At 62.9% G+C, this 24,523-nt stretch carries 23 protein-coding genes; 14 read left to right on the top strand and 9 right to left on the bottom strand.

Features of this window, described 5'->3' with window-relative positions:
• Positions 1-30 precede the first annotated feature (30 nt).
• Positions 31-1,335, bottom strand: a complete 1,305-nt coding sequence (gltA, locus tag Q1V51_RS02300) for a citrate synthase (protein ID WP_300552287.1) — start codon at positions 1,333-1,335, stop codon at positions 31-33.
• 28 nt (positions 1,336-1,363) lie between these two features.
• Positions 1,364-2,794, bottom strand: coding sequence for a glutamate--tRNA ligase (gene gltX / locus Q1V51_RS02305; protein ID WP_366522686.1), 1,431 nt, complete (start codon positions 2,792-2,794; stop codon positions 1,364-1,366).
• A gap of 69 nt (positions 2,795-2,863) precedes the next feature.
• Here gltX and Q1V51_RS02310 point away from each other — a divergent pair, with 69 nt between their 5' ends.
• Positions 2,864-4,510, top strand: a complete 1,647-nt coding sequence (locus Q1V51_RS02310) for a ComEC/Rec2 family competence protein (RefSeq protein ID WP_300552292.1) — start codon at positions 2,864-2,866, stop codon at positions 4,508-4,510.
• Positions 4,468-4,914, top strand: a complete 447-nt coding sequence (locus Q1V51_RS02315; protein ID WP_300552294.1) for a hypothetical protein — start codon at positions 4,468-4,470, stop codon at positions 4,912-4,914. The genes Q1V51_RS02310 and Q1V51_RS02315 overlap by 43 nt, the downstream gene beginning before the upstream one ends.
• A 125-nt stretch (positions 4,915-5,039) precedes the next feature.
• Here Q1V51_RS02315 and lexA read toward each other — a convergent pair whose 3' ends face one another.
• From lexA to Q1V51_RS02335, 4 genes are all read right to left on the bottom strand, one after another.
• A complete protein-coding gene (gene lexA, locus Q1V51_RS02320) occupies positions 5,040-5,753 on the bottom strand; it encodes a transcriptional repressor LexA (protein WP_300552296.1) in 714 nt (237 codons plus the stop codon).
• 90 nt (positions 5,754-5,843) lie between these two features.
• Complete coding sequence (gene trpC, locus Q1V51_RS02325) at positions 5,844-6,632, bottom strand: indole-3-glycerol phosphate synthase TrpC (protein WP_366522687.1); 789 nt, start codon at positions 6,630-6,632, stop codon at positions 5,844-5,846.
• An 8-nt stretch (positions 6,633-6,640) separates the two neighbouring features.
• Complete coding sequence (gene trpD, locus Q1V51_RS02330; protein WP_300552301.1) at positions 6,641-7,660, bottom strand: anthranilate phosphoribosyltransferase; 1,020 nt, start codon at positions 7,658-7,660, stop codon at positions 6,641-6,643.
• A gap of 243 nt (positions 7,661-7,903) precedes the next feature.
• Positions 7,904-8,494, bottom strand: coding sequence for an aminodeoxychorismate/anthranilate synthase component II (locus Q1V51_RS02335; RefSeq protein ID WP_300552303.1), 591 nt, complete (start codon positions 8,492-8,494; stop codon positions 7,904-7,906).
• A 100-nt stretch (positions 8,495-8,594) separates the two neighbouring features.
• Here Q1V51_RS02335 and Q1V51_RS02340 point away from each other — a divergent pair, with 100 nt between their 5' ends.
• Positions 8,595-9,599 (top strand): divergent polysaccharide deacetylase family protein, encoded by a 1,005-nt coding sequence (locus Q1V51_RS02340; protein WP_300552306.1) that lies wholly within the window; start codon positions 8,595-8,597, stop codon positions 9,597-9,599.
• A 17-nt stretch (positions 9,600-9,616) separates the two neighbouring features.
• Here Q1V51_RS02340 and trpE read toward each other — a convergent pair whose 3' ends face one another.
• Positions 9,617-11,119 (bottom strand): anthranilate synthase component I, encoded by a 1,503-nt coding sequence (gene trpE, locus Q1V51_RS02345; RefSeq protein ID WP_300552309.1) that lies wholly within the window; start codon positions 11,117-11,119, stop codon positions 9,617-9,619.
• On the bottom strand, positions 11,116-13,062 hold the full coding sequence (locus Q1V51_RS02350; protein ID WP_300552311.1) for a SurA N-terminal domain-containing protein: 1,947 nt from the start codon (positions 13,060-13,062) through the stop codon (positions 11,116-11,118). The genes trpE and Q1V51_RS02350 overlap by 4 nt, the downstream gene beginning before the upstream one ends.
• Before the next feature lie 154 nt (positions 13,063-13,216).
• On the opposite strand from Q1V51_RS02350, the gene tpiA reads away from it, so the two are divergent.
• The 4 genes from tpiA (at position 13,217) to Q1V51_RS02370 (ending at position 17,148) form a co-directional block, all read left to right on the top strand.
• Positions 13,217-13,945: a triose-phosphate isomerase gene (gene tpiA / locus Q1V51_RS02355; RefSeq protein WP_300552314.1), complete on the top strand. Its 729-nt coding sequence runs from the start codon at positions 13,217-13,219 to the stop codon at positions 13,943-13,945.
• A gap of 85 nt (positions 13,946-14,030) precedes the next feature.
• Complete coding sequence (locus Q1V51_RS02360) at positions 14,031-14,990, top strand: response regulator receiver protein (RefSeq protein ID WP_300552317.1); 960 nt, start codon at positions 14,031-14,033, stop codon at positions 14,988-14,990.
• A gap of 109 nt (positions 14,991-15,099) precedes the next feature.
• Positions 15,100-15,414 (top strand): preprotein translocase subunit SecG, encoded by a 315-nt coding sequence (secG, locus tag Q1V51_RS02365; RefSeq protein ID WP_300552320.1) that lies wholly within the window; start codon positions 15,100-15,102, stop codon positions 15,412-15,414.
• A gap of 105 nt (positions 15,415-15,519) precedes the next feature.
• Positions 15,520-17,148 (top strand): CTP synthase, encoded by a 1,629-nt coding sequence (locus Q1V51_RS02370; RefSeq protein ID WP_300552323.1) that lies wholly within the window; start codon positions 15,520-15,522, stop codon positions 17,146-17,148.
• Here the strand turns inward: Q1V51_RS02370 and Q1V51_RS02375 are convergent.
• The gene (locus tag Q1V51_RS02375) at positions 17,145-18,539 is read right to left on the bottom strand and encodes a pyridoxal-dependent decarboxylase (RefSeq protein WP_300552326.1); all 1,395 of its coding nucleotides are present in this window, start codon (positions 18,537-18,539) and stop codon (positions 17,145-17,147) included. The two genes, Q1V51_RS02370 and Q1V51_RS02375, sit on opposite strands and share 4 nt — an antisense overlap.
• A gap of 115 nt (positions 18,540-18,654) precedes the next feature.
• Between Q1V51_RS02375 and Q1V51_RS02380 the strand changes: the two genes are divergently transcribed.
• The 7 genes from Q1V51_RS02380 (at position 18,655) to Q1V51_RS02410 (ending at position 24,523) form a co-directional block, all read left to right on the top strand.
• A complete protein-coding gene (locus Q1V51_RS02380; RefSeq protein ID WP_300552328.1) occupies positions 18,655-19,305 on the top strand; it encodes a DUF2807 domain-containing protein in 651 nt (216 codons plus the stop codon).
• Positions 19,306-19,434: 129 nt separating this feature from the next.
• Complete coding sequence (gene rpmF / locus Q1V51_RS02385) at positions 19,435-19,617, top strand: 50S ribosomal protein L32 (protein WP_300552331.1); 183 nt, start codon at positions 19,435-19,437, stop codon at positions 19,615-19,617.
• Positions 19,618-19,841: 224 nt separating this feature from the next.
• Positions 19,842-21,116 carry a phosphopyruvate hydratase gene (eno, locus tag Q1V51_RS02390; RefSeq protein ID WP_300552333.1) on the top strand — a complete coding sequence of 425 codons (1,275 nt, stop codon included), beginning with the start codon at positions 19,842-19,844 and terminating at the stop codon, positions 21,114-21,116.
• Between the two features lie 93 nt (positions 21,117-21,209).
• Entirely contained in the window at positions 21,210-21,515 is a 306-nt protein-coding gene (locus Q1V51_RS02395) for a septum formation initiator family protein (protein ID WP_300552335.1), read from the top strand.
• Positions 21,516-21,670: 155 nt separating this feature from the next.
• Positions 21,671-22,663 carry a pyruvate dehydrogenase (acetyl-transferring) E1 component subunit alpha gene (gene pdhA, locus Q1V51_RS02400; RefSeq protein ID WP_300552337.1) on the top strand — a complete coding sequence of 331 codons (993 nt, stop codon included), beginning with the start codon at positions 21,671-21,673 and terminating at the stop codon, positions 22,661-22,663.
• Positions 22,664-22,666: 3 nt separating this feature from the next.
• A complete protein-coding gene (locus Q1V51_RS02405; protein ID WP_300552339.1) occupies positions 22,667-23,077 on the top strand; it encodes a hypothetical protein in 411 nt (136 codons plus the stop codon).
• A gap of 18 nt (positions 23,078-23,095) precedes the next feature.
• Positions 23,096-24,523: a pyruvate dehydrogenase complex E1 component subunit beta gene (locus Q1V51_RS02410; RefSeq protein WP_300552342.1), complete on the top strand. Its 1,428-nt coding sequence runs from the start codon at positions 23,096-23,098 to the stop codon at positions 24,521-24,523.

Below are 24,523 nucleotides of genomic sequence, written 5' to 3' on the forward strand. Positions count from 1 at the left end.
GACGGCCTCTCTTGTCATATGTATCGCCGGTTAGCGCTTGGACACGTCGACATAGTCACGGGCCTGAGCGCCGGTGAAGATTTGGCGCGGACGGCCGATCTTCTGGTTCGGGTCTTCCAGCATTTCTGACCACTGTGCGATCCAGCCGACGGTCCGGGCCAGGGCGAAGAGCACGGTGAACATCTCGGTCGGGAAGCCCATCGCCTTCAGGGTAATGCCCGAATAGAAGTCGATATTCGGATAAAGCTTCTTCTCGACGAAGTATTCGTCTTCCAGCGCGATACGCTCGAGCTCCATGGCGACCTGCAAGGTCGGATCGTTGCGGACACCGAGAATGTCGAGAACCTCGTGGCAGGTCTCGCGCATCACCTTGGCGCGCGGATCGTAATTCTTGTAGACGCGGTGACCAAAGCCCATCAGGCGGAACGGGTCATTCTTGTCTTTCGCCTTGCGGACATATTCTGGGATCTTGTCGACTGAACCGATCTCGTTGAGCATGTTCAGTGCCGCTTCGTTGGCACCGCCATGCGCCGGGCCCCAGAGCGAGGCGATACCAGCGGCAATACAGGCAAACGGGTTGGCACCGGACGAACCGGCCAGGCGCACGGTCGAGGTCGATGCATTCTGCTCGTGGTCGGCGTGCAGGATGAAGATGCGGTCCATGGCGCGCGCCAGAACCGCATTGTTTTCATAGTCTTCAGCCGGAACCGCAAAGCACATGCGCAGGAAGTTGGCGGCATAGTCCAGCTCGTTGCGCGGGCTGATGAAGGGCTGTCCGATAGCGTATTTGAACGCACGGGCCGCGATCGTCGGCATTTTTGCGATCATGCGGTGCGAGGCGATGGTGCGCGCCTCGGGATCATTGATGTCCGTTGAGTCGTGGTAGAAGGCGGACAGGGCGCCGACCGTACCCACCATGATCGCCATCGGGTGTGCATCGCGGCGGAAACCACGGAAGAACATCTCGAACTGGTCGTGCAGCATGGAGTGGCGACGGATCGTCCAGTCGAAGGTTTCGAACTCGCTGGCGGTCGGCAGTTCGCCTTTCATCAGCAAGTAGCAGACTTCCATGAAGTTGGACTTCTCGGCCAGCTGGTCGATTGGGTAGCCGCGATAGAGCAGGGTGCCTTCATCGCCATCGATATATGTGATCTGGCTTTCACAGCTCGCCGTCGAGGTGAAGCCGGGATCATAGGTAAAGGCGCCGGTCTGCTTGTAGAGCGTGCGGATGTCGATCACATCCGGGCCGATCTCGCCGGAGAAGACCGGAAGCTCGTAATTCTCGCCCTTATAGTTAAGCGTGGCAGTTCCGTTCGGCTTGGCTTTGCTTTCCATGACATCATCCCTATACGCGGTGACCGGCTCAGTTTGCCGGCGACATTTGTTCCTGTATGCGATCGAGCGCTTCGTCGCGGCCCAGGAAGACCATGACTTGTGCCAGATCTGGGGCGGCAGCCCCGCCGGTCAATGCCGCGCGCAGCGGTTGGCCGACTTTGCCGAATCCGATCTCTTCGGATTCAGCGAAACTCTTAAGTGCATTCGCCAATTCATCTTCATTCCAGGCCGTGAGATCGGACAGATGAGTGAAAAGGCGGTTAAGACGGTCGCGCGCCTCGTCATTTAAGACCTTGGCGGCCTTGCCGGAAAACTCGAACGGACGCTGCTTGATTAGAAAATAGCCTTGTTGGGCCAGCTCTTCCAGCGTCGAAGCGCGGGTTTTCAGGACCGGCATGGCGACCATGTAACGCGCGGCGATCACATCGGCGTCATCGAGCCGGTCTTCCAGCGCATCGATGAAGGGTTTGGCGAGCTCAACGAGACGGGCATCATCGGCCTGGGCCAGGTGATGGCCATTGATATGGTCGAGCTTGGCCTTGTCCATGCGGGCCGGTGCCTTGTTCAGCCCCTTCATGGTGAAGGCGGCGATGGCTTCGGCATCGGTGAAGGTCTCCTGGTCGCCATGGGCCCAGCCGAGGCGCAGCAGGTAATTGCGCAAGCCCTCGGGCAGATAGCCCATTTCGCGATATTCCTTGGCACCGAGGGCGCCATGGCGCTTGGAGAGCTTCTTGCCGTCATCGCCATGGATCAGCGGGATATGGGCGAAGACCGGGCGGTCCCAGCCCATCGCGTCATAAATCTGGCTCTGCCGGGCGGCATTCACCAGGTGATCATCGCCGCGAATGATGTGGGTGATTTCCATATCATGGTCATCGACAACAACGGCGAGATTATAGGTCGGTGTACCGTCCGAACGCAGGATGACGAGATCATCGAATTCCTTTGCCGCCCAGCGCACATCGCCCTGGACCGCATCGGCGATGACAACATCTTCGTCGCCGGCGCGGAAGCGCACCACGAAGGGCGTATCAGCCGGCGCTTGCGAGGCATCGCGATCCCGCCAGGGAGAGCGCAGGGCGCGGCCCTCGGCGAAGGCCTGTTCGCGCAGCGCGTCGACTTCCTCGGGGCTGCAATAACAGCGGAAAGCCCGGCCGTTCTCGATCAGGGCTTCAGCGATCTCGACATGGCGGCTAGCGCGGGCAAATTGGGAAATGGCATCGCCGTCCCAGTCGAGGCCGAGCCAGCTCAGGCCCTCGGAGATGGCGTCGATGGCTTCCTGGGTCGAGCGGGCGCGGTCGGTATCCTCGATTCGCAGCAGGAATTCACCGCCGTGATGGCGGGCGAAGAGCCAGTTGAACAAGGCCGTGCGGGCGCCGCCAATATGGAGGAAACCGGTCGGCGAGGGCGCGAAACGGGTACGGATCATCGAATTTTTTTCTTGCACTTGCGAGATCATGCTGCGCTGCGGGAGGGAAATAGGTGTTAGCATGGATTGGTTCGCTGGCGATAGAGTGAAGCTAAATTCATGTTTGCGGCTGCAGACCGGCGTGTTTCTCCTTGGCTTGACTGGCTGCTGCGGCAGCTGGACGGACCGCGTCTGCAATCGGGACGCGGCGGCAATATCGCCCTGGGCTTTGCCGGCGGGTTGATCCTCGGTGCGGCGGTTTTCTTTGCCTGGCCATCCGATCCGACGGCGCCGGCAGTCATCATTGCCGGGCTGCTATTCGCGCTGGGTCTCGCCGCGTTCCTGCTACTGCAATTCCGCCTGTCCGCCGGGCTGCTGATCGGGGTGGTGCTGATTTGCGGTCTGGGCCTGGGTTTTGCCCGGTCGGAGATGCGCACGGGGGCCTTTGATCATGACTTCGAGATCAGTACCCGGGCGGTGTCCGTGAGCGGCTGGATCGAGGCGGTGGACCGGGCGGGGAATGGCCGACCGCGCCTGCTGATCCGGTTGGCAGGCCACGAGGCGGCAATCCGGGTGCGGGTGCTGGCGCAAGCGGGCGAATTTGGCCCGGGTGACAGTGTCACTCTCAATGCCGTCATTGAGGCACCGCGCCGGGCCGCCGTGCCGGGCGGATTTGATTCGCGTTTCTTCTTTTATTTCCGCGGTGTTGTGGCCACTGGCTATGCCGTTACGCCGGTCCGGGCGGGTCAGGCGCTGGACCAGGACCGCTGGGCGCGCTCGATCGCCAGCTTGCGGGCCGATATCTCGCAACGGGTCACGGCCCAGCTTGAGGGACGACAGGGCGCGCTGGCGGCCGCCTTGCTGACCGGGCAGCGCGGTTATCTCACGGCCGATGACCAGGAGGTGCTGCGCGCCTCCGGACTGGGCCATATCCTGGCTATTTCCGGCCTGCACATGGCCTTGCTGGCGGGCGGCGTTTTCGTGTTCGTGCGCTGGCTCAGCGCCCTGATCTCGCCCTGGGCGAGACGCGGGGACACCTCCCGGCCGGCCGCGATCGCTGCCTTGCTGGCCGCGACGGTCTATCTTGTCCTCTCCGGCGGCGCCATACCGACCCAGCGGGCCTATATCATGGCGGTGATCGCGCTCCTGGCGGTGATCGCCAATCGCCGGCCGGTCTCCCGTCACACCCTGGCGCTCGCCGCCATCGCGGTCGTCCTGATCCAGCCGGAGGCGGTGATGGGGGCCGGATTCCTGATGTCCTTTGCGGCCGTGGCAGCGCTGATTGTTGTGGCCGAGCGCTGGCCGGGTGGTGGTGGCGGACGTTTGCGCCAGGCCCTGTCCGGCCTGTCGATGACCAGCCTGGTGGCCGGCACGGCGACGGCGGGCGTGGCCGCCTTTCATTTTCATCGCCTCGCGCAGTTTGGTCTGCTGGCCAATCTTCTCGCCATGCCGGTCTTTTCCTTCTTGGTCATGCCGCTTGGGATCGCCGCCCTGATCCTGATGCCCTTCGGGCTGGAGGCGCTGCCGCTCTGGCTGATGGGGCAGGGGATTGGTCTGGTCTTTGCCATCGCCGATGCGGTCGCGGGACTGCCCGGTGCGATCACCCCGGTGCCGGCAGCACCCGCCGGTGTCTTTGCGCTCTATGCGGGTGGTTTTGCGCTTGCGGTGCTGGGCCAGTCCGGGGTGCGGCTCGCGGGCCTGGCCTGGCCGGGCTGGGACTGGCAATGGCCCTATGGGCCGCCGTGCCGCAACCCGATCTCCTGGTGACGGAGAACGGGCATCTGGTTCTGCGCCAGGAGGACGGTTGGGTTGCCAGTGATCGGCGCCGCGACCGGTTTGCCCGGCGGGTCTTCCTCGAACGTCGGGCCGCGTCAGAAGCAGCGGAGCGCGCCCCGGAGGCCTGTGATGCGGTCGGGTGTGGCTACCAACTCGATGAGATGCGACTGGTTCGGGTCGACGCGCTGGAGGGGCTGGCCGAGGATTGCCGGCGGGCCGGCCTGATCATTGCCAGTGTGGACGTGCCGTCCTGGCTGGAGCGCAGGTGCCGGGCGGAGATTATCGATGCCGGGGAGCTCGCCCGACACGGTGCCTTGATTGCCTGGATTGAGGCGGGGCGCCTCGTCCGTATCCGTCATGCCGACCCGGATGGACCGGTCCGGCGCTGGATGTGAAGCGAGCGGGCGGGGGGCATTTCAAGGACGGATTCCTGTGCGGTGCGCTCTGACAGCGTCACAAATGCAAAGCGCCGCCTCGGTGATTGACCGGGCGGCGCCGGTAATATCTTGAAGCTGAAAGCCTAGTGATATTGCCGCAGCAGGCCGACCAGCTTGCCTTGGACCTTGACCCGGTCCGGCCCGAAAATGCGGGTTTCATATTCCGGATTGGCGGCTTCCAGGGCGACGGAGCCGCCCTTTTTGCGCAGCCGTTTCAGGGTCGCTTCCTCATCATCGACGAGGGCAACGACAATCTCTCCGCTTTCCGCGGACTGGCAGCGGCGGATAAGCACCGTATCGCCATCGAGAATGCCGGCCTCGATCATCGAATCGCCCTTGACCTCGAGCGCGAAATGCTCGCCCTGGCCCAGCATGCCGGAGGCGACGGGCAGGCGATCGGTTTCGTGCTGGATGGCGGAAATGGGAACACCGGCAGCGATGCGGCCGAGCAGCGGGACCTCTACGGTCTCCGGTCCGGATAGATCAGACGTTGCATCGAACACACCGCGAACCACGTTGGATCCGGCATCACTGTCGCTGGCGGTCGTCGACTGCGGCTGAGCCGGTTCCTCCGGAACCGCGCTTTCAGGCAATTTGAGCACTTCGAGCGCCCGGGCGCGATGGGCGAGACGGCGAATGAAGCCGCGCTCCTCCAGGGCCGTGATCAATCGGTGCACGCCGGATTTCGAAGCAAGCTGCAGCGCGCCCTTCATTTCATCGAAGGAGGGCGAAACGCCGGTTTCCTTGATGCGCTTGTGGATGAACAGGAGAAGTTCATTCTGTTTACGCGTAAGCACGAGCACCCCCGAATTGGCGGCCGGTTCGGAACAAACCGGGAAAACATGCTCGTGTTCTACATGTGTTCCACTCAAGCGTCAAGCGTGGGCCTAGCCCATCAGACGCCGGGTTGCCGCGGTCACATCGTCCTGGCGCATCAGGCTTTCACCGACGAGCAGGGCGCGAGCCTTGGCCGCCTGCACGCGCTGGGCATCGGCCGGCGTGAAGATACCGCTTTCGGCGACGAGGAGTTTGTCCGCGGGAACGCGCGGAGCCAGGCGTTCAAAGGCTTCCAACGAGGTCTCGAAGGTGCGCAGATTTCGGTTGTTGATGCCTAACAGGGGGGAGGGCAGTTTGAGGGCACGCTCGAGCTCTTCCTCGTCATGCACTTCGATCAGCGCATCCATGCCCCATTCGCTCGCCGCCTCGACGAGCGCCAAGGCGGTCTCGTCGCTGACTGCGGCCATGATGACCAGGATCGCGTCCGCGCCCAGCAGGCGGGCTTTGGCGACCTGGTAGACATCGTACATGAAGTCCTTGCGCAGGGCCGGCAGCGCGACCGCGTCGCGTGCGGCGGTGAGGAAGGCATCGGCACCCTGGAAGCTGGGCGTGTCGGTGAGGACAGACAGACAGGTGGCGCCTCCGGCTTCATAAGCCCGGGCCAGGGCGGGCGGATCGAAGTCTTCCCGAATCAAACCCTTGGACGGGCTGGCTTTCTTGATCTCGGCAATCAGGCCGAGCCTGCCCTCGGCGGATGCCGTCTCCAGCGCGCGGTAGAACCCGCGCACCGGAGCGACGTCACGAGCGGCGGCAGCGACCTCGTCATAGCTGCGCTTGGTCTTGCACGCCGCGATATGCTCAAGCTTGTAGGCGGTGATGCGCGCCAGCGCGTCGGGCATGGCCGTCATCACGCCTCTCCCTTGGAAATTGCGATCATCTTGTCCAGCGTCACCTTGGCGCGGCCGTCATCGATCGCGGCGGCGGCTTGCTGCGCGCCGTCGGCAATGGTTCCGGACAGACCGGAGATCACGAGGGCCGCGCCGGCATTGAGCAGGACGATATCGCGGAACGGACCCGCTTCACCCTCGAGCAGGCGCAGGATGGCGGCCGCATTATAGTCCGGATCTCCGCCTTGCAGGTCTTCCTCGCTGGCGCGGGGCAGGCCGGCATCTTCGGGCGTGAGCGTGAATTCGCGGATCTCGCCATCGCGCAGCTCGGCAATGCGGGTCGGTGCGGTGGTGGTGATCTCATCCATCCCGTCCTCGCCCCACATGACCCAGGCATGCTCGCATCCCAGCCCGCGCAGCGCTTCGGCCATCGGCACCAGCCAGCGCGGATCAAAGACGCCGAGCAATTGGCGTTTTACCCCGGCCGGGTTGGACAGGGGGCCGAGCAGGTTGAACAGGGTGCGCACGCCAAGCCCCTTACGGGCACTGGCGACATGGCGGACGGCGGAATGATGCGCCGGGGCGAACAGGAAACCGGCACCGGCTTCGCTGATCGAACGCTCAACGCGGTCCTTGGGCGTGTCCAGGGCAATCCCAAGTGCGGCCAGCACGTCGGAAGAGCCGGATTTGGACGAGGCGGCCCGGTTGCCGTGCTTGGCGACAATGGCGCCTGCGCCAGCGGCGACAATGGCGGAGGCGGTCGAGATATTATAGGCGCCCTTGCCGTCACCGCCGGTGCCGCAGGTGTCAATGGCGCCCGCCGGCGCCGTGATGTGCAGCATGCGGCTGCGCATGGCTGTCGCGCCGGCAACGATATCGGAGGGGCGTTCGCCGATAGCCGCCAGGCCCATTAGGAAACCGCCGATGGCCGCGTCCGGGGCGTCGCCTTCCATCAATTGATCGAAAGCGCCGGCAATATGGGCGTCGTCAGGCCGTTGACCCTGGCTGAGGGCCTTCAGGCAAAGGGCAAGATCAGTCATGCCGCTCTCTTGTTAAGTCGAAGTTTGAAAGATCAGGATGGAGCGAATGAGCTGCGCCATCGCCGATCCAGCACACGGTATCGAACGCACGACATCGCCATGGCGCGGGTGCGTCTGGGCGCACGGGCGGGGGCGGATTGGATCGGCATACCGGCTGTCTCGTCTGGTAAATCCTGCGAACGGGATGAAATCTATCGGTCGCGCATGGAAATTCAACGCCCGAGTGCGCCTGTGCGCAGCCCGCTAGGCGGCCTTGGCGCCGGGTGAGCGGGTCAGGGCAAGGAAATTGGCCAGGATGTCGTGGCCATGCTCGGAGGCAATCGACTCGGGATGGAACTGCACCCCCTCGATCGGGCGGGTCTTGTGCTTCAGGCCCATGATCTCGCCATCAGCGGTCTGCGCAGTGACTTCCAGGCAGTCCGGCAGGCTCGACGGCTCGACGGCGAGGGAGTGATAGCGTGTCGCTTCAAACGGCGAAGGCAGGCCGGCAAACACGCCCTGGCCGGTATGCTCGATTGGGCTGGTCTTGCCGTGCATGATGGACTTGGCCGCGACAACCTTGCCGCCAAAGGCCTGGCCGATGGATTGATGACCCAGGCAGACCCCGAAAAGCGGTAGGTTTTCGGGAAGTTTCTCAATCAGTTCCAGACAGATACCGGCCTGATCCGGGTCACAGGGGCCGGGCGAGATGACGATGCCGGAAGGCTGTCGGGCCAGCACCTCTGCCACGCTCAGCGCATCATTGCGCACGACCTCGATATCGGCCTTCAGCTCCTGGAAATAATGCACCAGGTTGTAGGTGAAGCTGTCATAGTTATCGATCATCAAAAGCATGGCGGATCTCCTGCCCGGCAAGATAGGGCGTCCGCGGAAAAAACGCCAATGCCGGGTGCTGTTTAACACCGGATTAACCGACTCTCTGCTGCATCGCACCATGCGACGCCGAAACGCTCATCCACTGCGCAGGGTTCTGCAATCCGCTACGCCGGCCATGGCCAGTGTCGTGGTCGCGACGGCTTACGGGCTGGGCGCGATTGTGTTCTCCATCGCCAGTGCCGATGCGACCTCCGATCTGCCCGACAGGACCTTTGTCGATTTCGCAGCGCTGGATCGCGAGGAGATCAGTTCTACGCCGTCCTCTGACCGGGCCAGAGCGCGCACCGTGACCTATGAGCGAGCCGCGCCGGAGCCGCGTCAGCCGCACCAGGCCTTGCCGGCGATCCCGCAGGACAAGCCGCGTATCGCGCTGGTCATTGACGATGTCGGACTTGATCTCGGGGCCGCGGACCGTGTCGCCAACCTGCCGGTGCCGCTGACCTCGGCGATTCTGCCCTATGCCGAACAATCCGCCGATGTCTCCCGCCAGATGCGCGCGGCGGGGCATGATGTCCTGGTGCACATGCCGATGGAGCCGGTTGGTCTTGCCGATCCGGGACCCAATGCGCTGCGCGTCGGGCTCAGCGCTGCCGATATCGAGGCCCGTGTCCTGTGGGGGCTAGCCCGTGTGCCCGGTGCGATCGGGCTCAACAACCACATGGGCAGCCGCTTCACCCGCGACGCCGAGGCCATGCGCCTCGCGCTCTCTGCCGTGCCGGCAGAGGCGGGGCTGTTCCTTGATTCCATGACGACCTCGCAAAGCCGCGGCGCCCTGGCGGCACGCGGTCTCGGGCTCAACGTCCTCGAGCGTGATATTTTCCTCGACCATGTGCTCGAGCCGGCGGCCATCGAGGCGCGCTTGGCCGATGCCGAAGCGCTGTCAGAATTGCGCGGTTGGGCCCTGGTTATCGGGCATCCGCATGATGTGACCCTGGATGCGCTGGAGAGCTGGATCGACGGCGCGCAGGCGCGCGGGATCGAATTCATCACCCTGAGTGAGCTGGTCGAGCATACCGCGCTGGATCAGCCGCAGCCGCAAATCCAGGCATCGATCCGACCTTAATCAGCCTAAGAGCGTAATCAGTCCGAGAGCGCCTGTTCGGCCGCGCGGAACAAGGCTGCGGCCTTGTTGACGCATTCCTCGTGCTCGGCGACCGGGTCGCTGTCGAGCACCACGCCGGCGCCGGCCTGCACATACATCTTGCCGTACTTCACCACCGTCGTGCGCAAGGCGATGCAGGTATCCATGCCGCCATCGGCAGAGAAATAGCCCACCGCTCCGGCATAGATGCCGCGGCGATGCGGTTCCAGCTCGTCGATGATCTCCATCGCCCGGACCTTGGGCGCACCGGAAACGGTCCCGGCCGGGAAACCGGCGAACAGGGCGGAGACTGCATCCTCGCCATCGGCCAAATCGCCTTCGACATTGGAAACAATGTGCATGACGTGGGAATAGCGCTCGACGATCTCGCGCTCGGTAATGCGCACCGAGCCCGGCTTGGCGACGCGGCCGACATCATTGCGCCCGAGATCGAGCAGCATGAGGTGTTCCGAGCGCTCCTTGGCATCGGCCAGCAGGTCCGCTTCGAGGGCATCATCCTCAGCTGGGGTCGCGCCGCGCTTGCGGGTGCCGGCGATCGGGCGGACGGTGACGACACCGTCGCGCAACCGGACCAGGATTTCTGGGCTGGATCCGGCAATGGCAAAGCCGGGCATGCGGAAGAAGAACAGGAAGGGCGAGGGGTTGAGCCGTCGCAATGAACGATAGAGCGTGAAGGCGTCGGCCTTGAAATCGGCTGAGAAACGCTGACTCGGGACGACCTGGAAGGCGTCGCCGGCGCGGATATAGTCGCGCGCGGCATTGACGGCCTCGCCATAATTCTCCGGCGTGCGGTTGGAGTCTCGCTCGCCCAGTTCAGTGTCGATGTGCGGGCTTGCCGGCACGGCACTGTCGAGGCTGCGAAATACCTGTTCAATGCGCTCGGAGGCGGCGTCATAGGCCTCGCGGGCGCTGAACTGGCCCGGCCGGATCGGGCAGAAGACCTGGACTTCCTGTTTCAGCGCATCAAACACGACGACGGTTTGCGGCCGCATCAGGATCGCTTCCGGCACATCCAGCGGGTCTGCTGCAGCGGCCTCGGGCAGGCGCTCGATATGACGGATCATGTCATAGCCGAGATAGCCGAACACACCCGACGCGATCGATGGTGCGCCCGAGGGCAGCTCGCACCGGGTTTCCGCGATGACGGCGCGCATCGAGGTCATCGGATCATCGCCGAGCCGTGTGAAGCTCTGGCTGGTGGCGTCGGGCCCGCGGGCCTCTTCAGCCTGTCCGTCGTGACAGCGCCAGATCAGGTCGGGGTCCAGGCCGATGGCGGAATAGCGTCCGCGCCAGGCACCGCCCTCGACCGATTCGAGCAGAAAGGCGTTCTCTCGCTGCCCGCCAAGCTTGAGATAGGCTGCGACCGGGGTCAGCAGGTCGTCGGCGCGCGAGGCCGTCAGGACAACGGTTTCGCCACGATCATAGCGCTCGGCCGCTGCGGCGTAATCCGGAGCGATACGGGCGCGGGCTGCCGGCCTCATTGCTGGTCGTCGGCGAGGCCGAGAGCCTGGTCACGCAGGCGAGTATCCACCGTCGGGGCGTAATCATCGATGATTGCGCTCTGGGCCGTGTTCAGGATCGACGTGCTGGCGATCTGGGAGAGGGTGTATTGCTCGCCCTGTCCGGCCACGGTGAAGGCTTCGGTGCGTTCGGCCGGGTCTGCCTGGATCACCTCGTCGACAACGAGGATGGCGCGCATGGTGTCGCTGAGCGCAATTACTTCGCTATAGGCACCCGGTTCCAGATTGAAGGCCTGGAAGACTGCGAGCGGCGTGAACATGCCCGCGGATTCCGTCCGCGTCAGCGTGGTGGTTTCAACCTGGCCGCCGGTCGTCAGGGCGACGAGGTCGAGATCCTCACCGGCCTCGATCTGTGCGTAGGCTTCAGCAGCGCGGTTTTCCAGCGCAGCACTGATCTGGGCCACGCGCCAGCGGGCATCGGCGATGTCGCGAACTTCGTCCAGCTCGGCATTGCGCTGCGGTTCGATATCGTCGACGCGGACGATGAAGAAGTCCGAGCCGTTGAATTCGAGCAGATCGGTTTCAATGCCTTCAAACTGCTGGAAGACCGACGGCAGGATTTCCGGAACCAGCGTCTGATAACGCTGGAAGTCGAATTCCAGATCGTCGCCGCGGCCCAGATTGTCCATGGCGCCGAAGAATTCAATCGGCACGCCGGCATCAGCGGCTGCGTCTTCGATGGAGCCGGTGGTGTCGCGAGCGTCCTGGAATTCTGCGATCTTGGTGTACATCAGGTCGGTCGCGGCCTGTGCGGCGACTTCGTCGCGCAACTCCGGCAGCATGTCCTCGAAAGTCGGCAGGACTTGGTCCGTCGCAGCGGCAATCTCGACCGCATACCAGCTGAAGGCGCCTTCGACCGCAGCGGTCGCACCCTGGCCGAGGCCAAATACGGCCTCACCCAGATCAGTGTCCGGAATATCGAAGATCTGCACATCGCTTTGCTCGACCAGCGCAGCAAGGCCAAGATCGGCCGCGATATTGCTCAGCGTCTCACCGGCCTCGATACGGGCCACCACGGCATTGGCGGTGGCTTCATCCGGCACGGTCAGCTGGGTAAAGCTGCGCAAGGCGGGAGAGCCGATCTCGCCCGTCTCGACACGGAAATCATAGGTTTCACGCAGGAAGGTTTCATCAACTTCCACATCGCGCAGATAGTCCGCGACCTGGAAACGGATCAGGGTGAAGCTGCGGCGTTCCGGAACGACGTAGAGCATAACTTCGCGATCGATAAAGGGCAGGCTGTCGAGACGGTTGTCATCGATATAGGCCTGCAGCTGCTCATCCGTCGGATCCTCGACGCCTTCAACGCCGCCGCCATCCAGGAAGAGGCCGCGGATGGTGCGACGCTCATTGGCGTGCTGGTAGGCGATATCATCCCAGGTGGACGGCAATTGCGTGGCTAGGGTCAAGGTGTCGGCCAGTTGCGCCCGGGTCAGGTCGGCGATCAGCTCATTATCCCATTCGGTCAGGGTATAGCTGTTCTGCAGCAGGACCTCTTCCATGGTCGCGCGATCAAACTCTCCCGTGGCCGGATTGCGGAAGGCCGGGACCTCGGCGGAGGTCTGAACCCGCTCGCGAGCCGAGACCGTCAGGCCCATCTCGCGGGCGCGGGCGACGAAGGCGGCGCGGTTGACCATGCCCTGCAGTACGAAATCGCCAAGCCCGTCAGCGCGGGCGTCTTCGACCGTATAGCTGCGGTCCTGGGCCTGGATCGAGCGCAATTGCCGGTCATGCTGGCGCGCCAGCTCGCGCATTGAAATCTGCTCACTGCCGACAACAACGACGGCTGTGCCGCTGCCGGTAAAGATCCCGCCGACACCGTAGGCCGCAAAGGCCAGAACGAGCAGGCCGATGATCACGAAGGCGGCCGGCGATTTGGCGAAAGAACGAAGGATGGACAGCATGATTTCAGAACCGTTGATAAGCGTGTGGCGGAAGGTAGCGGCGCGGAATCGCGGATACAAGCGTGCGTGGCTGTGAAATCCGCATCAGTTGAGGGCGTTGCACCGTTCGCCGATGCCAATTAATCCTGCTGTCGAGCTTTCGGGGAGGGGATCGATGGCGCGACAGCAGCTGATTGCAGGTAATTGGAAGATGAACGGCACACGTGATGCGCTGGCGTTTTTTCAGGACATCGCACCGGCCGCGGCGGCCAGCACGTCGGAAATCCTGATCTGTCCGCCCGCAACACTGGTCGCCGCAGGCGCCGCCGCTTGCGCCAATAGTCCCGTCAAGATCGGCGGTCAGGACTGCCATAGCGAAACCAGCGGTGCCCACACCGGGGATATTTCTGCCGTAATGCTGCGCGATGCGGGGGCGGAATTCGTGATTCTGGGACATTCCGAACGCCGGGCCGATCATGGCGAGAGTTCCGCGCTTGTCGCGCGCAAGGCGAAGGCAGCTCTGGAGGCCGGCCTGGTGCCGGTGATCTGTGTCGGCGAAAGCGAGACCGAACGCCGCGAGGGACGGGCAGAAGCCCTGGTTGCAGAGCAATTGGCCGGCTCGCTGCCGGAGGCCTCAGGCGAGGACTATGTCATTGCTTACGAGCCGGTTTGGGCGATCGGGACTGGTCTGACCGCGAGCGCTGAGGACATCCAGGCCATGCATGCCTTTATTCGCGGTCGACTCGAACAGGGTGAGGCCACGCGTCTGCTTTATGGCGGGTCGGTCAAACCGGGCAATGCGGCGGAGATTTTCTCTTTGCCGGATGTGGATGGCGGGCTGATCGGCGGGGCTAGTCTGAAGGCCGAGGACTTCGCCGCAATCATAAATAATACTACCGTATAAGAACGCGGTAAGGGCATTGAAACTTCTTGGCATAATGATGATCGGCCAAATGTCGTGATTTCATGTCTCAGGAGTTCCGCCGCGTATGGCCGATACAGATTATGCCCGCGCCCCGGTTTTGCTGTTCGATCCGGTTCATGCGAACCAGCGGACCACGCGCTACGCCCTGCATGAAATCGGCTTTCGCCAGATTGAATGCGTCTCGACGCTGCCCGATCTGAAGACCGGCCTGACCGAAAGCAATCCGGTGCTTGCCGTGATGGAGAGCAGCGCCACGGACGCGGATGTGTTCAAGATCGTGCGTTCAATGCGTCGCAGCGAGCTGGGCAATAATCCTTTCATGGTGATCCTGCTGACCACGTGGAGCCGCGACACGGTGCATATCCGCCGCGCCATCGAGTGTGGTGCCGATGATGTCATCGTGCGTCCGTTCTCCACCATGTTTGCCGAGGAGCGCGTGCGCACGCTGATCAAGGCGCGCAAAGATTTCATCGTCACCTCTGATTATATCGGGCCGGATCGCCGCAAGGGCGGAACCAGCCGCCAGTCCGACGCCCAGGCCCTGGAAGTCCCCAACCTGCTGCAAGCCATGGTGGAGGGCGATACCGCCGCCCTGGCCCGCGGCAGCCACTGGATCAAGGAAGCCAAGAGTACGGTGATCGCCGAGCGACTGCGCCGCCTCGCCATGCGCGTGGTTGTTACAGCGGAGCTGCAACTCGGCGACAAGGCGGGCGATACCCGGATCGACTATGAAGACATGCTGCGCACCTCACGCGAGCTGAAAGCGCAATTGCTGAAACTCTCGCGGGCCGAAGCCGCTGAGGTTGCGGAGGCTCTTATCGAGCAGGTCACCACTATGCAGTCCGGTAACGACACCAGCCCCGCCAGCTTCAAGCTGACCAAGGAGTTGGCCATGGGCGCCTATGCCGCCTTTGCCAATGGTGAGTCGCTGGAGCGTTCGCGCGATGAAATCGAGCGCACGGTGGCCAATCTGCGCAAGCGGATCCAGGCCCGGGCCCAGGCCGCTGCAGGCAATGCCGCATAGGTGCTGGCCAACGCCACACGCCTAGTATAAAACACCACGCCTTGTGATCGGAGCATGCGTTCCCCAAGTAAGAGGAGCGCGCGCACAGCGTCTTTAGGCAGCAGGTTTCATGACGACGGTTCTTCTCATCATCCAGGTTCTTATCGCCGTATCCCTTACGGTCGTGGTGCTGCTGCAGCGGTCCGAGGGCGGTGCCCTGGGTATTGGCGGCGGTCAGGGCTCGATGATGACGGGCCGGTCCGCAGCAACCGTGCTGACCCGTACCACCATGGTTTTGGCGGCACTGTTTATCGGCAATTCCATATTCATGGCCGTTCTGGTTGGTGTGAATACGGACGGGTCGAGCATTTATGACAATCCGGTCGATCTCTCCACGCCGGTTCTGCTGGAAGAAGAGACCAACCAGGTTCCGACCGACGGCTAGGCCCGTCTCTCCGGACACTTTCCTTTCAGCGGCTTAGGCCGATTTCCGCATTAACCGCATTTCGTCCCTTTCGGGGCGCACGAATCTCGGATAATCAGACGGCCCATGCCGCGTTATATCTTTATCACCGGCGGCGTGGTCTCCTCTCTTGGAAAAGGCCTCGCCTCCGCCGCTTTGGGTGCCTTGCTGCAGGCCCGGGGTTATCGGGTCCGTTTGCGCAAGCTCGACCCTTATCTCAATGTCGATCCCGGCACGATGTCGCCGTATCAGCACGGCGAGTGCTATGTGACGGATGATGGGGCCGAGACCGATCTCGACCTCGGTCACTATGAGCGCTTCCCCGGCGTTCCGGCGAGCCAGTCCGACAATATCACCACGGGCCGCATCTATTCGCGCATTATCGAGCGTGAGCGCCGGGGGGATTATCTCGGGGCGACGGTGCAAGTCATTCCGCACGTCACCGACCAGATCAAGCAATTCGTCCTCTCCGACGCCGGGGATGTCGATTTCGTCCTGTGCGAGATCGGCGGTACGGTCGGCGATATCGAAGGGTTGCCCTTCTTCGAGGCGATCCGTCAGCTCGGCCAGGAACTTGGCTCGGACAATGCGGTCTTCGTGCACGTGACCCTGCTGCCCTTCATCAAGGCCGCCGGCGAGATGAAGACCAAGCCGACCCAGCACTCGGTGAAAGAGCTGCGCTCGATCGGTATCCAGCCGGATATCCTTTTGTGCCGCTGTGAAATCCCGATCGAGCCGGGCGATAAGCGCAAGATCGGCCAGTTCTGTAATGTCCGCGAAAGCGCCGTCATCGAAGGCCGGGATGCGGCCTCGCTCTATGACGTGCCGCTGGAATATCACCGCCAGGGCCTCGACCGCGAAGTGCTGCGCTGTTTCGGCATGGAAGACGCGCCGGAGCCCGATCTGACGCGCTGGGAGACGATTTCCCAGGTCGTCGCCGAGCCCGATGGCGAGGTGACGATCGGCGTGGTCGGCAAGTATGTCGGCCTGCTGGACGCGTATAAATCCCTCATCGAGGCCCTGCACCATGGCGGTATCGCCAATGGGGTGAAGGTCAATCTGAAATGGCTCGATAGCGAGCAGTTCGAACAAGACGATCCCTACGAGCCCCTTGAGGACGTGCACGCCGTGCTCGTGCCGGGCGGTTTCGGGGAGCGCGGGGCTGAGGGCAAGATCGCCGCGGCCCGCTTCGCACGCGAGCGCAAGGTGCCGTATTTCGGCATTTGCTACGGCATGCAGATGGCGGTGCTGGAAGCGGCCCGCAACATGGCCGGTATCGAGAACGCCATGTCGACGGAGATCGGGCAGGGCGGTGAGCCGGTGATCGGTCTTCTCACCGAATGGACCCGTGGCAATGAAGTCGAGACCCGCTCGGCCGAGGGCGATATGGGCGGCACGATGCGTCTCGGGGCGTATCCGGCCGTGCTCACCGAAGGCAGCCGGGTACGCGAGATCTATGGCGCGGCTCATATCGAGGAGCGCCATCGCCATCGCTATGAGGTCAATGTCGCCTATCGCGAACAGCTAGAAGCGGCCGGCCTGAAGTTTTCCGGCCTGTCACCCGATGGCGTTCTGCCTGAAATCGTCGAGATCGAGGACCATCCCTGGTTCATCGGCGTGCAATTCCACCCGGAGCTGAAATCCCGGCCCTTCGAACCGCATCCGCTGTTCGCCAGCTTCATCGCGGCGGCCCTGCATCAAAGCCGGATGGTCTAGGTCCGGGGAGCGCTGAGCTCCCCGATCGCCTTCACCGCCATCATCACATCCGCGCGCGTGCACGCGAACGGTCCGATCTGGAAACGGATGACGAAGCGGCCCTTGTGCCGGGTCTGCGTGAGATAGGTGCGGCCATCATCATTGATCCGCTGCAACAGCGCTTCTGTCGCCGCATCATCCTGTGCGGCAAAGGAGAAGAGCGAGAGACGCGGTTCGGTGACGATCTCCAGTCCCGCCACGGCGCCGATCTTGTTTGCGGCCTCCTGGGACCAGGCGACGTGGTTGCGGATTCGTTCGCGAAGACCTTCCAGCCCATAGCCGCGCATCAAGAACCAGAGTTTCAAGGCCCTGAAGCGCCGCCCCAGCGGGATCGTCCATTCGGAGTAATTGACGATATCGCTCTGGCCCAGCGTCTCGAGATAATCCGGGCGCAGGCCAAGCGTCTTCACCTGCGCCTGCGGGTCGGCGAGGAATTGCACCGAGCACTCGAACTGGGCGCCAAGCCATTTGTGCGGGTTGAAGACGATGCTGTCGGCGCCCTCTGCTCCGGCCCAGAAGTGACGGAATTCCTCGCAGATCATGGCGGAGCCGGCCCAGGCCGCGTCGACATGGGTGTAGAGGCCTTCCTCGCGGGCGATCGCGATCAGCTCGGCGACAGGGTCCATGGCGCCCACGGACGTGCCGCCCGTGACGATGACAAGGCCGGCAGGCTTGTGTCCCGCAGCCCGGTCCTCGGCGATGGCGGCGCGCAGGGCTGCCGGGTCCATGCCGTCTAGCGGGCCTTTTGAAGCCACCTTGACCAGATTGTCCTGGCCAATGCCGGCGATCCATGCGGCCTTGTCGATGGAGGAATGGCCCTCGGCGGAGGAATAGATGCGCAGGCGCGGCTGGCCCGACAGGCCCTCGCGATTGCCGGCCCAGTACAGGGCGCGCTCACGCATGGTCAGGAGCGCCGCCAGGGTCGCCGTAGAGGCGGTATCATGGATAGTCCCGCGCATGCCCTCGGGCAGGCCCATGGCCTGGCGCAGCCAGTCGACCATGCGGGTTTCCATCTCGGTGGCCGCCGGTGAGGTCTGCCACAGCATGCACTGCGCCGCGATGGTATTGGCGAGTTGCTCGGCGAGCATGGAAACAGGCGCCGCATTGGCCGGGAAATAGGCGAAGAAGCGCGGGTGCTGCCAATGGGTCATGGCGTCCGGCACGAGGCGTTCGAAATCGGCGAAGATCGTATCGAAGTCCTCGGCCTGTTCCGGAGCGGCGGCGGGCAGGGCGCCGAGCACATCACCGGGCTCGCCCCGGGCGCGCACCGGGCGGTCGCGCAGGCTGGACAGATAGGCTTTCGACCAGCTGGCGATCCGCTTCGACCAAGCCTCGAATTGATCCAGTTTCATCAGCATCTCCCCCTTGCGCGCACTTTTTTATCGTCCCGGTGCATCCAAACCCATCCCCGGATGCATCTCACTCAAAAGGCCCCCGTGCATCTTGTTGTGGGCAATGGAGATCAATATGCGCAAATTTGCTTCCCTCGCAGCCGTCATGGTCCTGTCGGCCGGTCTGAACCTTCCCGCGTTCGCCCAGGACAGCCAGTCCATGGATGTCGGCGTCTTTGACCGTATTGATGCGGCCGGTCAGTTCCGTGTCGTTCTGATTCAGGGCGACACGCACTCGGTGCGCCTGGAAGGCGATGGCGGGGAGTTTGACGAGGTCAGCATCAGTCTCAATCGCGGCGAGCTGGAACTTGACCAGGACATGCGCTGGTTCGGCAATAACCGCTCGGTCGACGTGACCGTGTACGTCACCGCCCCGGGCTTTACCCATATGGAGTTCGGGCGCGGCATCGGAGCGGAAGTGCGCGACTTCCACACCGGCGAGCTCGACCTGGAAATTTCCACCGGAGCTGTCGTGCGTATGACCGGTGCCTGTGACGCGCTGGATCTCTCCATGTCGACGGGCGGCGTGCTCTATGCCGAGGACTTCGTCTGCACCGATGTCCGCGCTCGCGCTTCAACCGGCTCGAGCGGCGATATTCACGCGACCGGTTATGCCGATGTGCGCGCTTCGATGGGGGCGGATTATGACGTCTACGGCAATCCGGAGAACCGGGAACTGCGCTCTTCCATGGGCGCCAGTGTTCGCCTGGTACGCCCGCGCAGCTGATATAACCTGGATTGAGCTGTGCCCTATGGCACTGAAGTGGTTGCGCACTCGCGGCGAAGCAGCTATACGGCGCGGCTCGAACAGATGGCGTGTGCCATCCCAGCAGTTTTCTACCCGGTGGAGAGGCTCATGGCCGTCCCTAAGAGTAAAGTCACGAAATCCAAGCGCGGCTTCCGTCGTAGCCATGACGCGATCAGCAGCACGGCCTATGTCGAAGACAAGGACAGCGGTGAGCTGCGTCGTCCGCACCACATCGATCTGAAGTCCGGCATGTACCGCGGCAAGCAGATCCTCGAGCCGAAAGACGACTGAGTCGGCTTGAACGGGCTGTATTCGGTCCGGGCCAAGAGAATACCAAACGCGCTTCGGCAGGGCCGGGGCGCGTTTCTCATTATCGGGTTGTCCTCTCTCCTTCGTGACAATCCGGCTTTTTACAGCTGGGTTAGCGGTAACAAGCCTCGCTGAGGCTTGCGCATGGCCGCGCCTTGTTTATGAAGCGCGCCAAGACTTCTGCGCTTTTCAAAACGAGAGCTTCCATGACCGCCATTACCGACATCACCGCCCGCGAAATCCTCGACAGCCGTGGCAACCCAACCGTTGAGGTTGATGTCGCGCTCGAGGATGGCAGCTTCGGCCGCGCCGCTGTGCCCTCCGGCGCGTCGACCGGTGCTCACGAAGCGGTGGAAATGCGCGATGGTGATGAACGCTATGGCGGTAAGGGTGTGACCAAGGCCATCGAAGCGGTCGAGACCGAGATTTTCGAAGCCATCGCCGGTTATGACGCGGAAGACCAGCGCCGCATCGACGAGCTGATGATCGAGCTCGACGGGACGGCTAACAAGGCCCGCCTCGGCGCCAATGCGATGCTCGGTGTCTCCATGGCCATCGCCAAGGCGGCAGCTGACGCCCAGTGCATGCCGCTCTACCGCTATATCGGCGGCCTTAATGCCCGCGTCCTGCCGACACCGATGATGAATATCCTCAATGGCGGCGCGCATGCAGACAATCCGATCGATTTCCAGGAATTCATGATCATGCCGGTCGGGTCGCCGACCTTTTCCGAGGCTGTGCGCTGCGGTGCGGAAGTGTTCCAGGCGCTCAAGGCGGACCTAAAGGCCAAGGGTCTCAACACCAATGTCGGCGATGAGGGCGGTTTCGCCCCGAACATCGCCACGGCAGAAGAGGCGCTCGACGCTGTCATGGCCGCCATCGAGAAGGCCGGGTACAAGCCGGGCGAGGAAGTCGCCCTGGCCCTCGACGTGGCCTCGACCGAATTCTTCAAGGCCGGTCGTTATGTGCTGGAAGGCGCCAAGACCGACTATGACGCGGAAGGCTTCTCACAGTATCTCGCCGAGCTGGTCGGAAAATACCCGATCATCTCCATCGAGGACGGCATGGCCGAAGACGACTGGGCGGGCTGGAAAGCTCTGACCGATCGTCTCGATGGTCAGTGCCAGCTGGTCGGGGATGATCTCTTCGTCACCAATCCGGAACGCCTCGCGCACGGCATCGAAGTCGGTGCCGCCAACGCCATCCTGGTCAAGGTCAACCAGATCGGTACGCTGTCGGAGACCCTCGACGCCGTCGACATGGCGCTGCGTTCCGGCTATGGCGCGGTGATGAGCCACCGTTCCGGTGAGACCGAGGACTCAACCATTGCCGATCTCGCGGTCGCCACCAATTGCGGCCAGATCAAAACCGGCTCGCTGGCGCGCTCGGACCGGACTGCCAAGTATAATCAGCTGCTGCGCATTGAAAGCGAACTGGCGGAGACGGGTGTTTATGCCGGTGACACGGCGGTGAGCTGCTAGGCCCAACTGGCCGGGAAGTAACGCTTCCTTCATGCTGATCGCGTTATCTACGTCCATCGACACGGCCAAAAGGCCGGCAATCAGGATGGACCGGTGGACGCGATCAAGCGCCTCATTCCCAGTTTCTTTCTCGCGCTCGCGATTGCCTATTTCGGTTATCACGCGCTGACCGGTGAGCAGGGCGTGCTGAACTGGCTCGTCGTCGAGTCCGAGATTCGCGAAACCGAAGCCGAGCTCGCCGTGGCCACGGCCCAGCGTGAAGACCTGGAAGAAACCGCAGCGCGTCTGCGCTCCGACAGCCTGGATCTGGACTATCTCGATGAGCGCGCCCGCGACGTTCTCAACGTTGCCCATCCGCGTGAATTCATTGTCGAGATTGAGCCGGACGCGCAGCGCTAGCCGCGCCTCAGGAATTTCGCACGCGGAATTCTGAATGAGATCGTTTCAAGTGTAACGATAAAAACTTTCGCCGGGTGCTTGCAGCGCCGGGCGCAATTCTGTTATGGCCGAAGCGAAACATCCGGGAGCGCGGAAACAATTTCGCGAGCAAAATAATGGCCACGAAGCGTACCAGCTCGAAATCGACCTCTAAAGACCAGATGCTTGCCGATTATCGCGAGATGCTGCTGATGCGGCGTTTCGAGGAAAAGGCGGGTCAGCTCTACGGTATGGGGCTGATCGCCGGCTTCTGTCACCTCTATATCGGTCAGGAAGCCGTCGTCACCGGCATCCAGGCGGCGCTGGACGAGGGTGACCAGGTTATCACTGGCTATCGCGACCACGCCCACATGCTCGCCTGCGGCATGGACCCCAATGGCGTCATGGCCGAGCTGACGGGGCGTGAAGGCGGCTATTCGCGCGGCAAGGGCGGCTCGATGCACATGTTCTCGCGTGAGAAAAACTTCTATGGCGGTCACGGCATTGTCGGCGCCCAGGTCTCGATCGGCACCGGTCTGGGCTTTGCCAACTGGTACAAGGATAATGGCAAGATCTCCGTCGCTTACTTTGGCGATGGCGCGGCCAATCAGGGCCAGGTCTATGAGAGCTTCAACATGGCCAAGCTCTGGGACCTGCCGGTCGTTTTCGTGATCGAGAACAACCAGTACGCTATGGGCACGGCAGTCAAGCGCGCCTCCTCGGAAACCCATCTCTACAAGCGCGGCATTTCCTTCGGTATTCCGGGCGAGGAAGTTGACGGCATGGATGTGGAAGCAGTGCGCAAGGCAGCCGAAAAGGCGGCCAAGCATGCCCGTTCCGGCAAGGGTCCCTATATCCTCGAGATGAAGACCTATCGCTATCGCGGTCACTCCATGTCCGACCCGGCGAAATACCGCACCCGCGACGAGGTCGATGAAATGCGCACGCATCACGATCCGATCGACATGGTCAAAGCCAAGATCATCGACAAGGGCTGGTCGACTGAAGAGGACCTCAAGGCGATCGACAAAGAGGTCAAGGCGATCGTCAACGCCTCCGCCGAGTTCGCCAAGGAAAGCCCGGAGCCCGATCCGAGCGAGCTTTACACCGACGTGCTGGTGGAGGCGTAGATCATGAGCGCTCTGGCCAAGGAATTCCTCGCCGACTGGCACAAGGCCGTGAAGCATCGCGATCGCGAACTGCTCTCCTCCATCATTGCCGAGGGCTGTGAATTGCGCTCGCCGGTGGTCTGGAAGCCGACGGCGGACAAGGACTATCTCCTGCACATCCTGATGGGGGTGATCACCGTCGTGGAAGGGTTTGAGTATCGCGATGAGTGGATCAAGGAGAATGAGATCATTCTCGAGTTCACCGGCACGGTAGACGGCAAGGGCCTCAGTGCGATTGACCGCATTACCCTCGATGAGAACGGCAAGATGTGCCGGATCGAAGTGATGATGCGCCCGCTCAACACCCTTATCGAATTTGCGACCCGCATGCGTGAACACGCGTTGCGTTACCAGCCCGAAGCCGCGAACGGCTAATCCTGCAGGACTGAAGAAATGTCGATTGAAATCCTGATGCCCGCGCTCTCTCCGACCATGGAAGAGGGCACGCTTGCCAAGTGGAATATCAAGGAAGGTGACAGCGTCGAGAGCGGCGATGTCATCGCCGAGATCGAGACCGATAAGGCGACGATGGAAGTCGAAGCCGTCGAAGAGGGCACTGTCGCCAAACTGCTCGTCGCCGAAGGCACGGAAGGCGTGAAGGTCAATGCCGTCATCGCCATCCTGGCCGAAGAGGGCGAGGATGCTTCGGACGCGGCACTTACCCCCTCCGTCAGCTCCGCTGACACCTCCCCCGTGAACGGGGAAGGACAGGACGCGGCGCCGTCTTCCCCCGCAGGGGGCGAAGGGGGTGCGACCCCGGCCATCGACGAACGCCCGGCCATGATGGCCGCCAATGTCGCCTCGCTGTCCGATCCGGATGTACCGGCCGGCACAAACATGGTCGAGACCACGGTGCGTGACGCCTTGCGTGACGCCATGGCCGAGGAAATGCGCCGCGACGACACCGTTTTCGTCATGGGTGAGGAAGTCGCCGAATACCAGGGCGCCTACAAGGTCACCCGCGGGTTGCTGCAGGAGTTCGGTCCCAAGCGGGTCGTTGACACGCCGATCACCGAGCACGGCTTTGCCGGTCTCGGCGTCGGTGCGGCCTTCAACGGTCTCAAGCCGATCGTCGAGTTCATGACCTTCAACTTCGCCATGCAGGCGATCGACCACATCATCAACTCCGCCGCCAAGACGCTCTACATGTCCGGCGGCCAGATGGGTTGCCCGATCGTCTTCCGCGGCCCCAACTCGGCGGCGAGCCGGGTCGGCGCCCAGCACTCCCAGGACTATTCCGCCTGGTATGCCAATGTGCCCGGCCTGAAGGTCATCGCGCCGTGGGATGCGGCCGATGCCAAGGGCCTGCTGAAGGCCGCGATCCGCGATCCCAACCCGGTCGTCTTCCTCGAGCACGAGCTGGTCTATGGCGAAAGCTTCGACGTGCCGGAAATGGATGATTATGTCCTGCCCATCGGCAAGGCCAAGATCCGCCGCGAGGGCACGGATGTGACCATCACCGCGCATTCGCGCATGGTCGGCTTTGCCCTGGAAGCCGCCGAAATTCTCAGCCAGGAAGGCATTTCCGCCGAGGTCATCGACCTGCGCACCCTGCGCCCGCTCGACACGGATACCGTGGTGCAGTCGGTGATGAAGACCAATCGTCTCGTCACCGCCGAAGAGGGCTGGGGCCGTATGGGCGTCGGCGCGGAAATCGCCGCCGTCGTTACTGCCGAGGCCTTCGACTATCTCGACGCCCCGCCCGCCCGCGTGCACCAGGAAGACGTGCCGCTGCCCTATGCCGGCAATCTGGAAAAACTGTCTCTGCCGGGCACGGAGGATATCGTGGCGGCGGCGAAGGCCGTTTGTTACGCGGAGTAG

Origin of the sequence: Maricaulis sp. (genome assembly GCF_030149235.1) — a bacterium.
Classification (GTDB): domain Bacteria; phylum Pseudomonadota; class Alphaproteobacteria; order Caulobacterales; family Maricaulaceae; genus Maricaulis.

Excerpts from the sequence above, each read along its gene's own strand:
- gltA (WP_300552287.1), bottom strand. The coding sequence starts at position 1,335 with ATGGAAAGCAAAGCCAAGCCGAACGGAACTGCCACGCTTAACTATAAG.
- gltX (WP_366522686.1), bottom strand. The coding sequence starts at position 2,794 with ATGATCTCGCAAGTGCAAGAAAAAAATTCGATGATCCGTACCCGTTTC.
- Q1V51_RS02310 (WP_300552292.1), top strand. The coding sequence starts at position 2,864 with ATGTTTGCGGCTGCAGACCGGCGTGTTTCTCCTTGGCTTGACTGGCTG.
- Q1V51_RS02315 (WP_300552294.1), top strand. The coding sequence starts at position 4,468 with ATGGCCCTATGGGCCGCCGTGCCGCAACCCGATCTCCTGGTGACGGAG.
- trpC (WP_366522687.1), bottom strand. The coding sequence starts at position 6,632 with ATGCCCGACGCGCTGGCGCGCATCACCGCCTACAAGCTTGAGCATATC.
- trpD (WP_300552301.1), bottom strand. The coding sequence starts at position 7,660 with ATGACTGATCTTGCCCTTTGCCTGAAGGCCCTCAGCCAGGGTCAACGG.
- Q1V51_RS02335 (WP_300552303.1), bottom strand. The coding sequence starts at position 8,494 with ATGCTTTTGATGATCGATAACTATGACAGCTTCACCTACAACCTGGTG.
- Q1V51_RS02340 (WP_300552306.1), top strand. The coding sequence starts at position 8,595 with ATGCGACGCCGAAACGCTCATCCACTGCGCAGGGTTCTGCAATCCGCT.
- trpE (WP_300552309.1), bottom strand. The coding sequence starts at position 11,119 with ATGAGGCCGGCAGCCCGCGCCCGTATCGCTCCGGATTACGCCGCAGCG.
- Q1V51_RS02350 (WP_300552311.1), bottom strand. The coding sequence starts at position 13,062 with ATGCTGTCCATCCTTCGTTCTTTCGCCAAATCGCCGGCCGCCTTCGTG.
- tpiA (WP_300552314.1), top strand. The coding sequence starts at position 13,217 with ATGGCGCGACAGCAGCTGATTGCAGGTAATTGGAAGATGAACGGCACA.
- Q1V51_RS02360 (WP_300552317.1), top strand. The coding sequence starts at position 14,031 with ATGGCCGATACAGATTATGCCCGCGCCCCGGTTTTGCTGTTCGATCCG.
- secG (WP_300552320.1), top strand. The coding sequence starts at position 15,100 with ATGACGACGGTTCTTCTCATCATCCAGGTTCTTATCGCCGTATCCCTT.
- Q1V51_RS02370 (WP_300552323.1), top strand. The coding sequence starts at position 15,520 with ATGCCGCGTTATATCTTTATCACCGGCGGCGTGGTCTCCTCTCTTGGA.
- Q1V51_RS02375 (WP_300552326.1), bottom strand. The coding sequence starts at position 18,539 with ATGAAACTGGATCAATTCGAGGCTTGGTCGAAGCGGATCGCCAGCTGG.
- Q1V51_RS02380 (WP_300552328.1), top strand. The coding sequence starts at position 18,655 with ATGCGCAAATTTGCTTCCCTCGCAGCCGTCATGGTCCTGTCGGCCGGT.
- rpmF (WP_300552331.1), top strand. The coding sequence starts at position 19,435 with ATGGCCGTCCCTAAGAGTAAAGTCACGAAATCCAAGCGCGGCTTCCGT.
- eno (WP_300552333.1), top strand. The coding sequence starts at position 19,842 with ATGACCGCCATTACCGACATCACCGCCCGCGAAATCCTCGACAGCCGT.
- pdhA (WP_300552337.1), top strand. The coding sequence starts at position 21,671 with ATGGCCACGAAGCGTACCAGCTCGAAATCGACCTCTAAAGACCAGATG.
- Q1V51_RS02405 (WP_300552339.1), top strand. The coding sequence starts at position 22,667 with ATGAGCGCTCTGGCCAAGGAATTCCTCGCCGACTGGCACAAGGCCGTG.
- Q1V51_RS02410 (WP_300552342.1), top strand. The coding sequence starts at position 23,096 with ATGTCGATTGAAATCCTGATGCCCGCGCTCTCTCCGACCATGGAAGAG.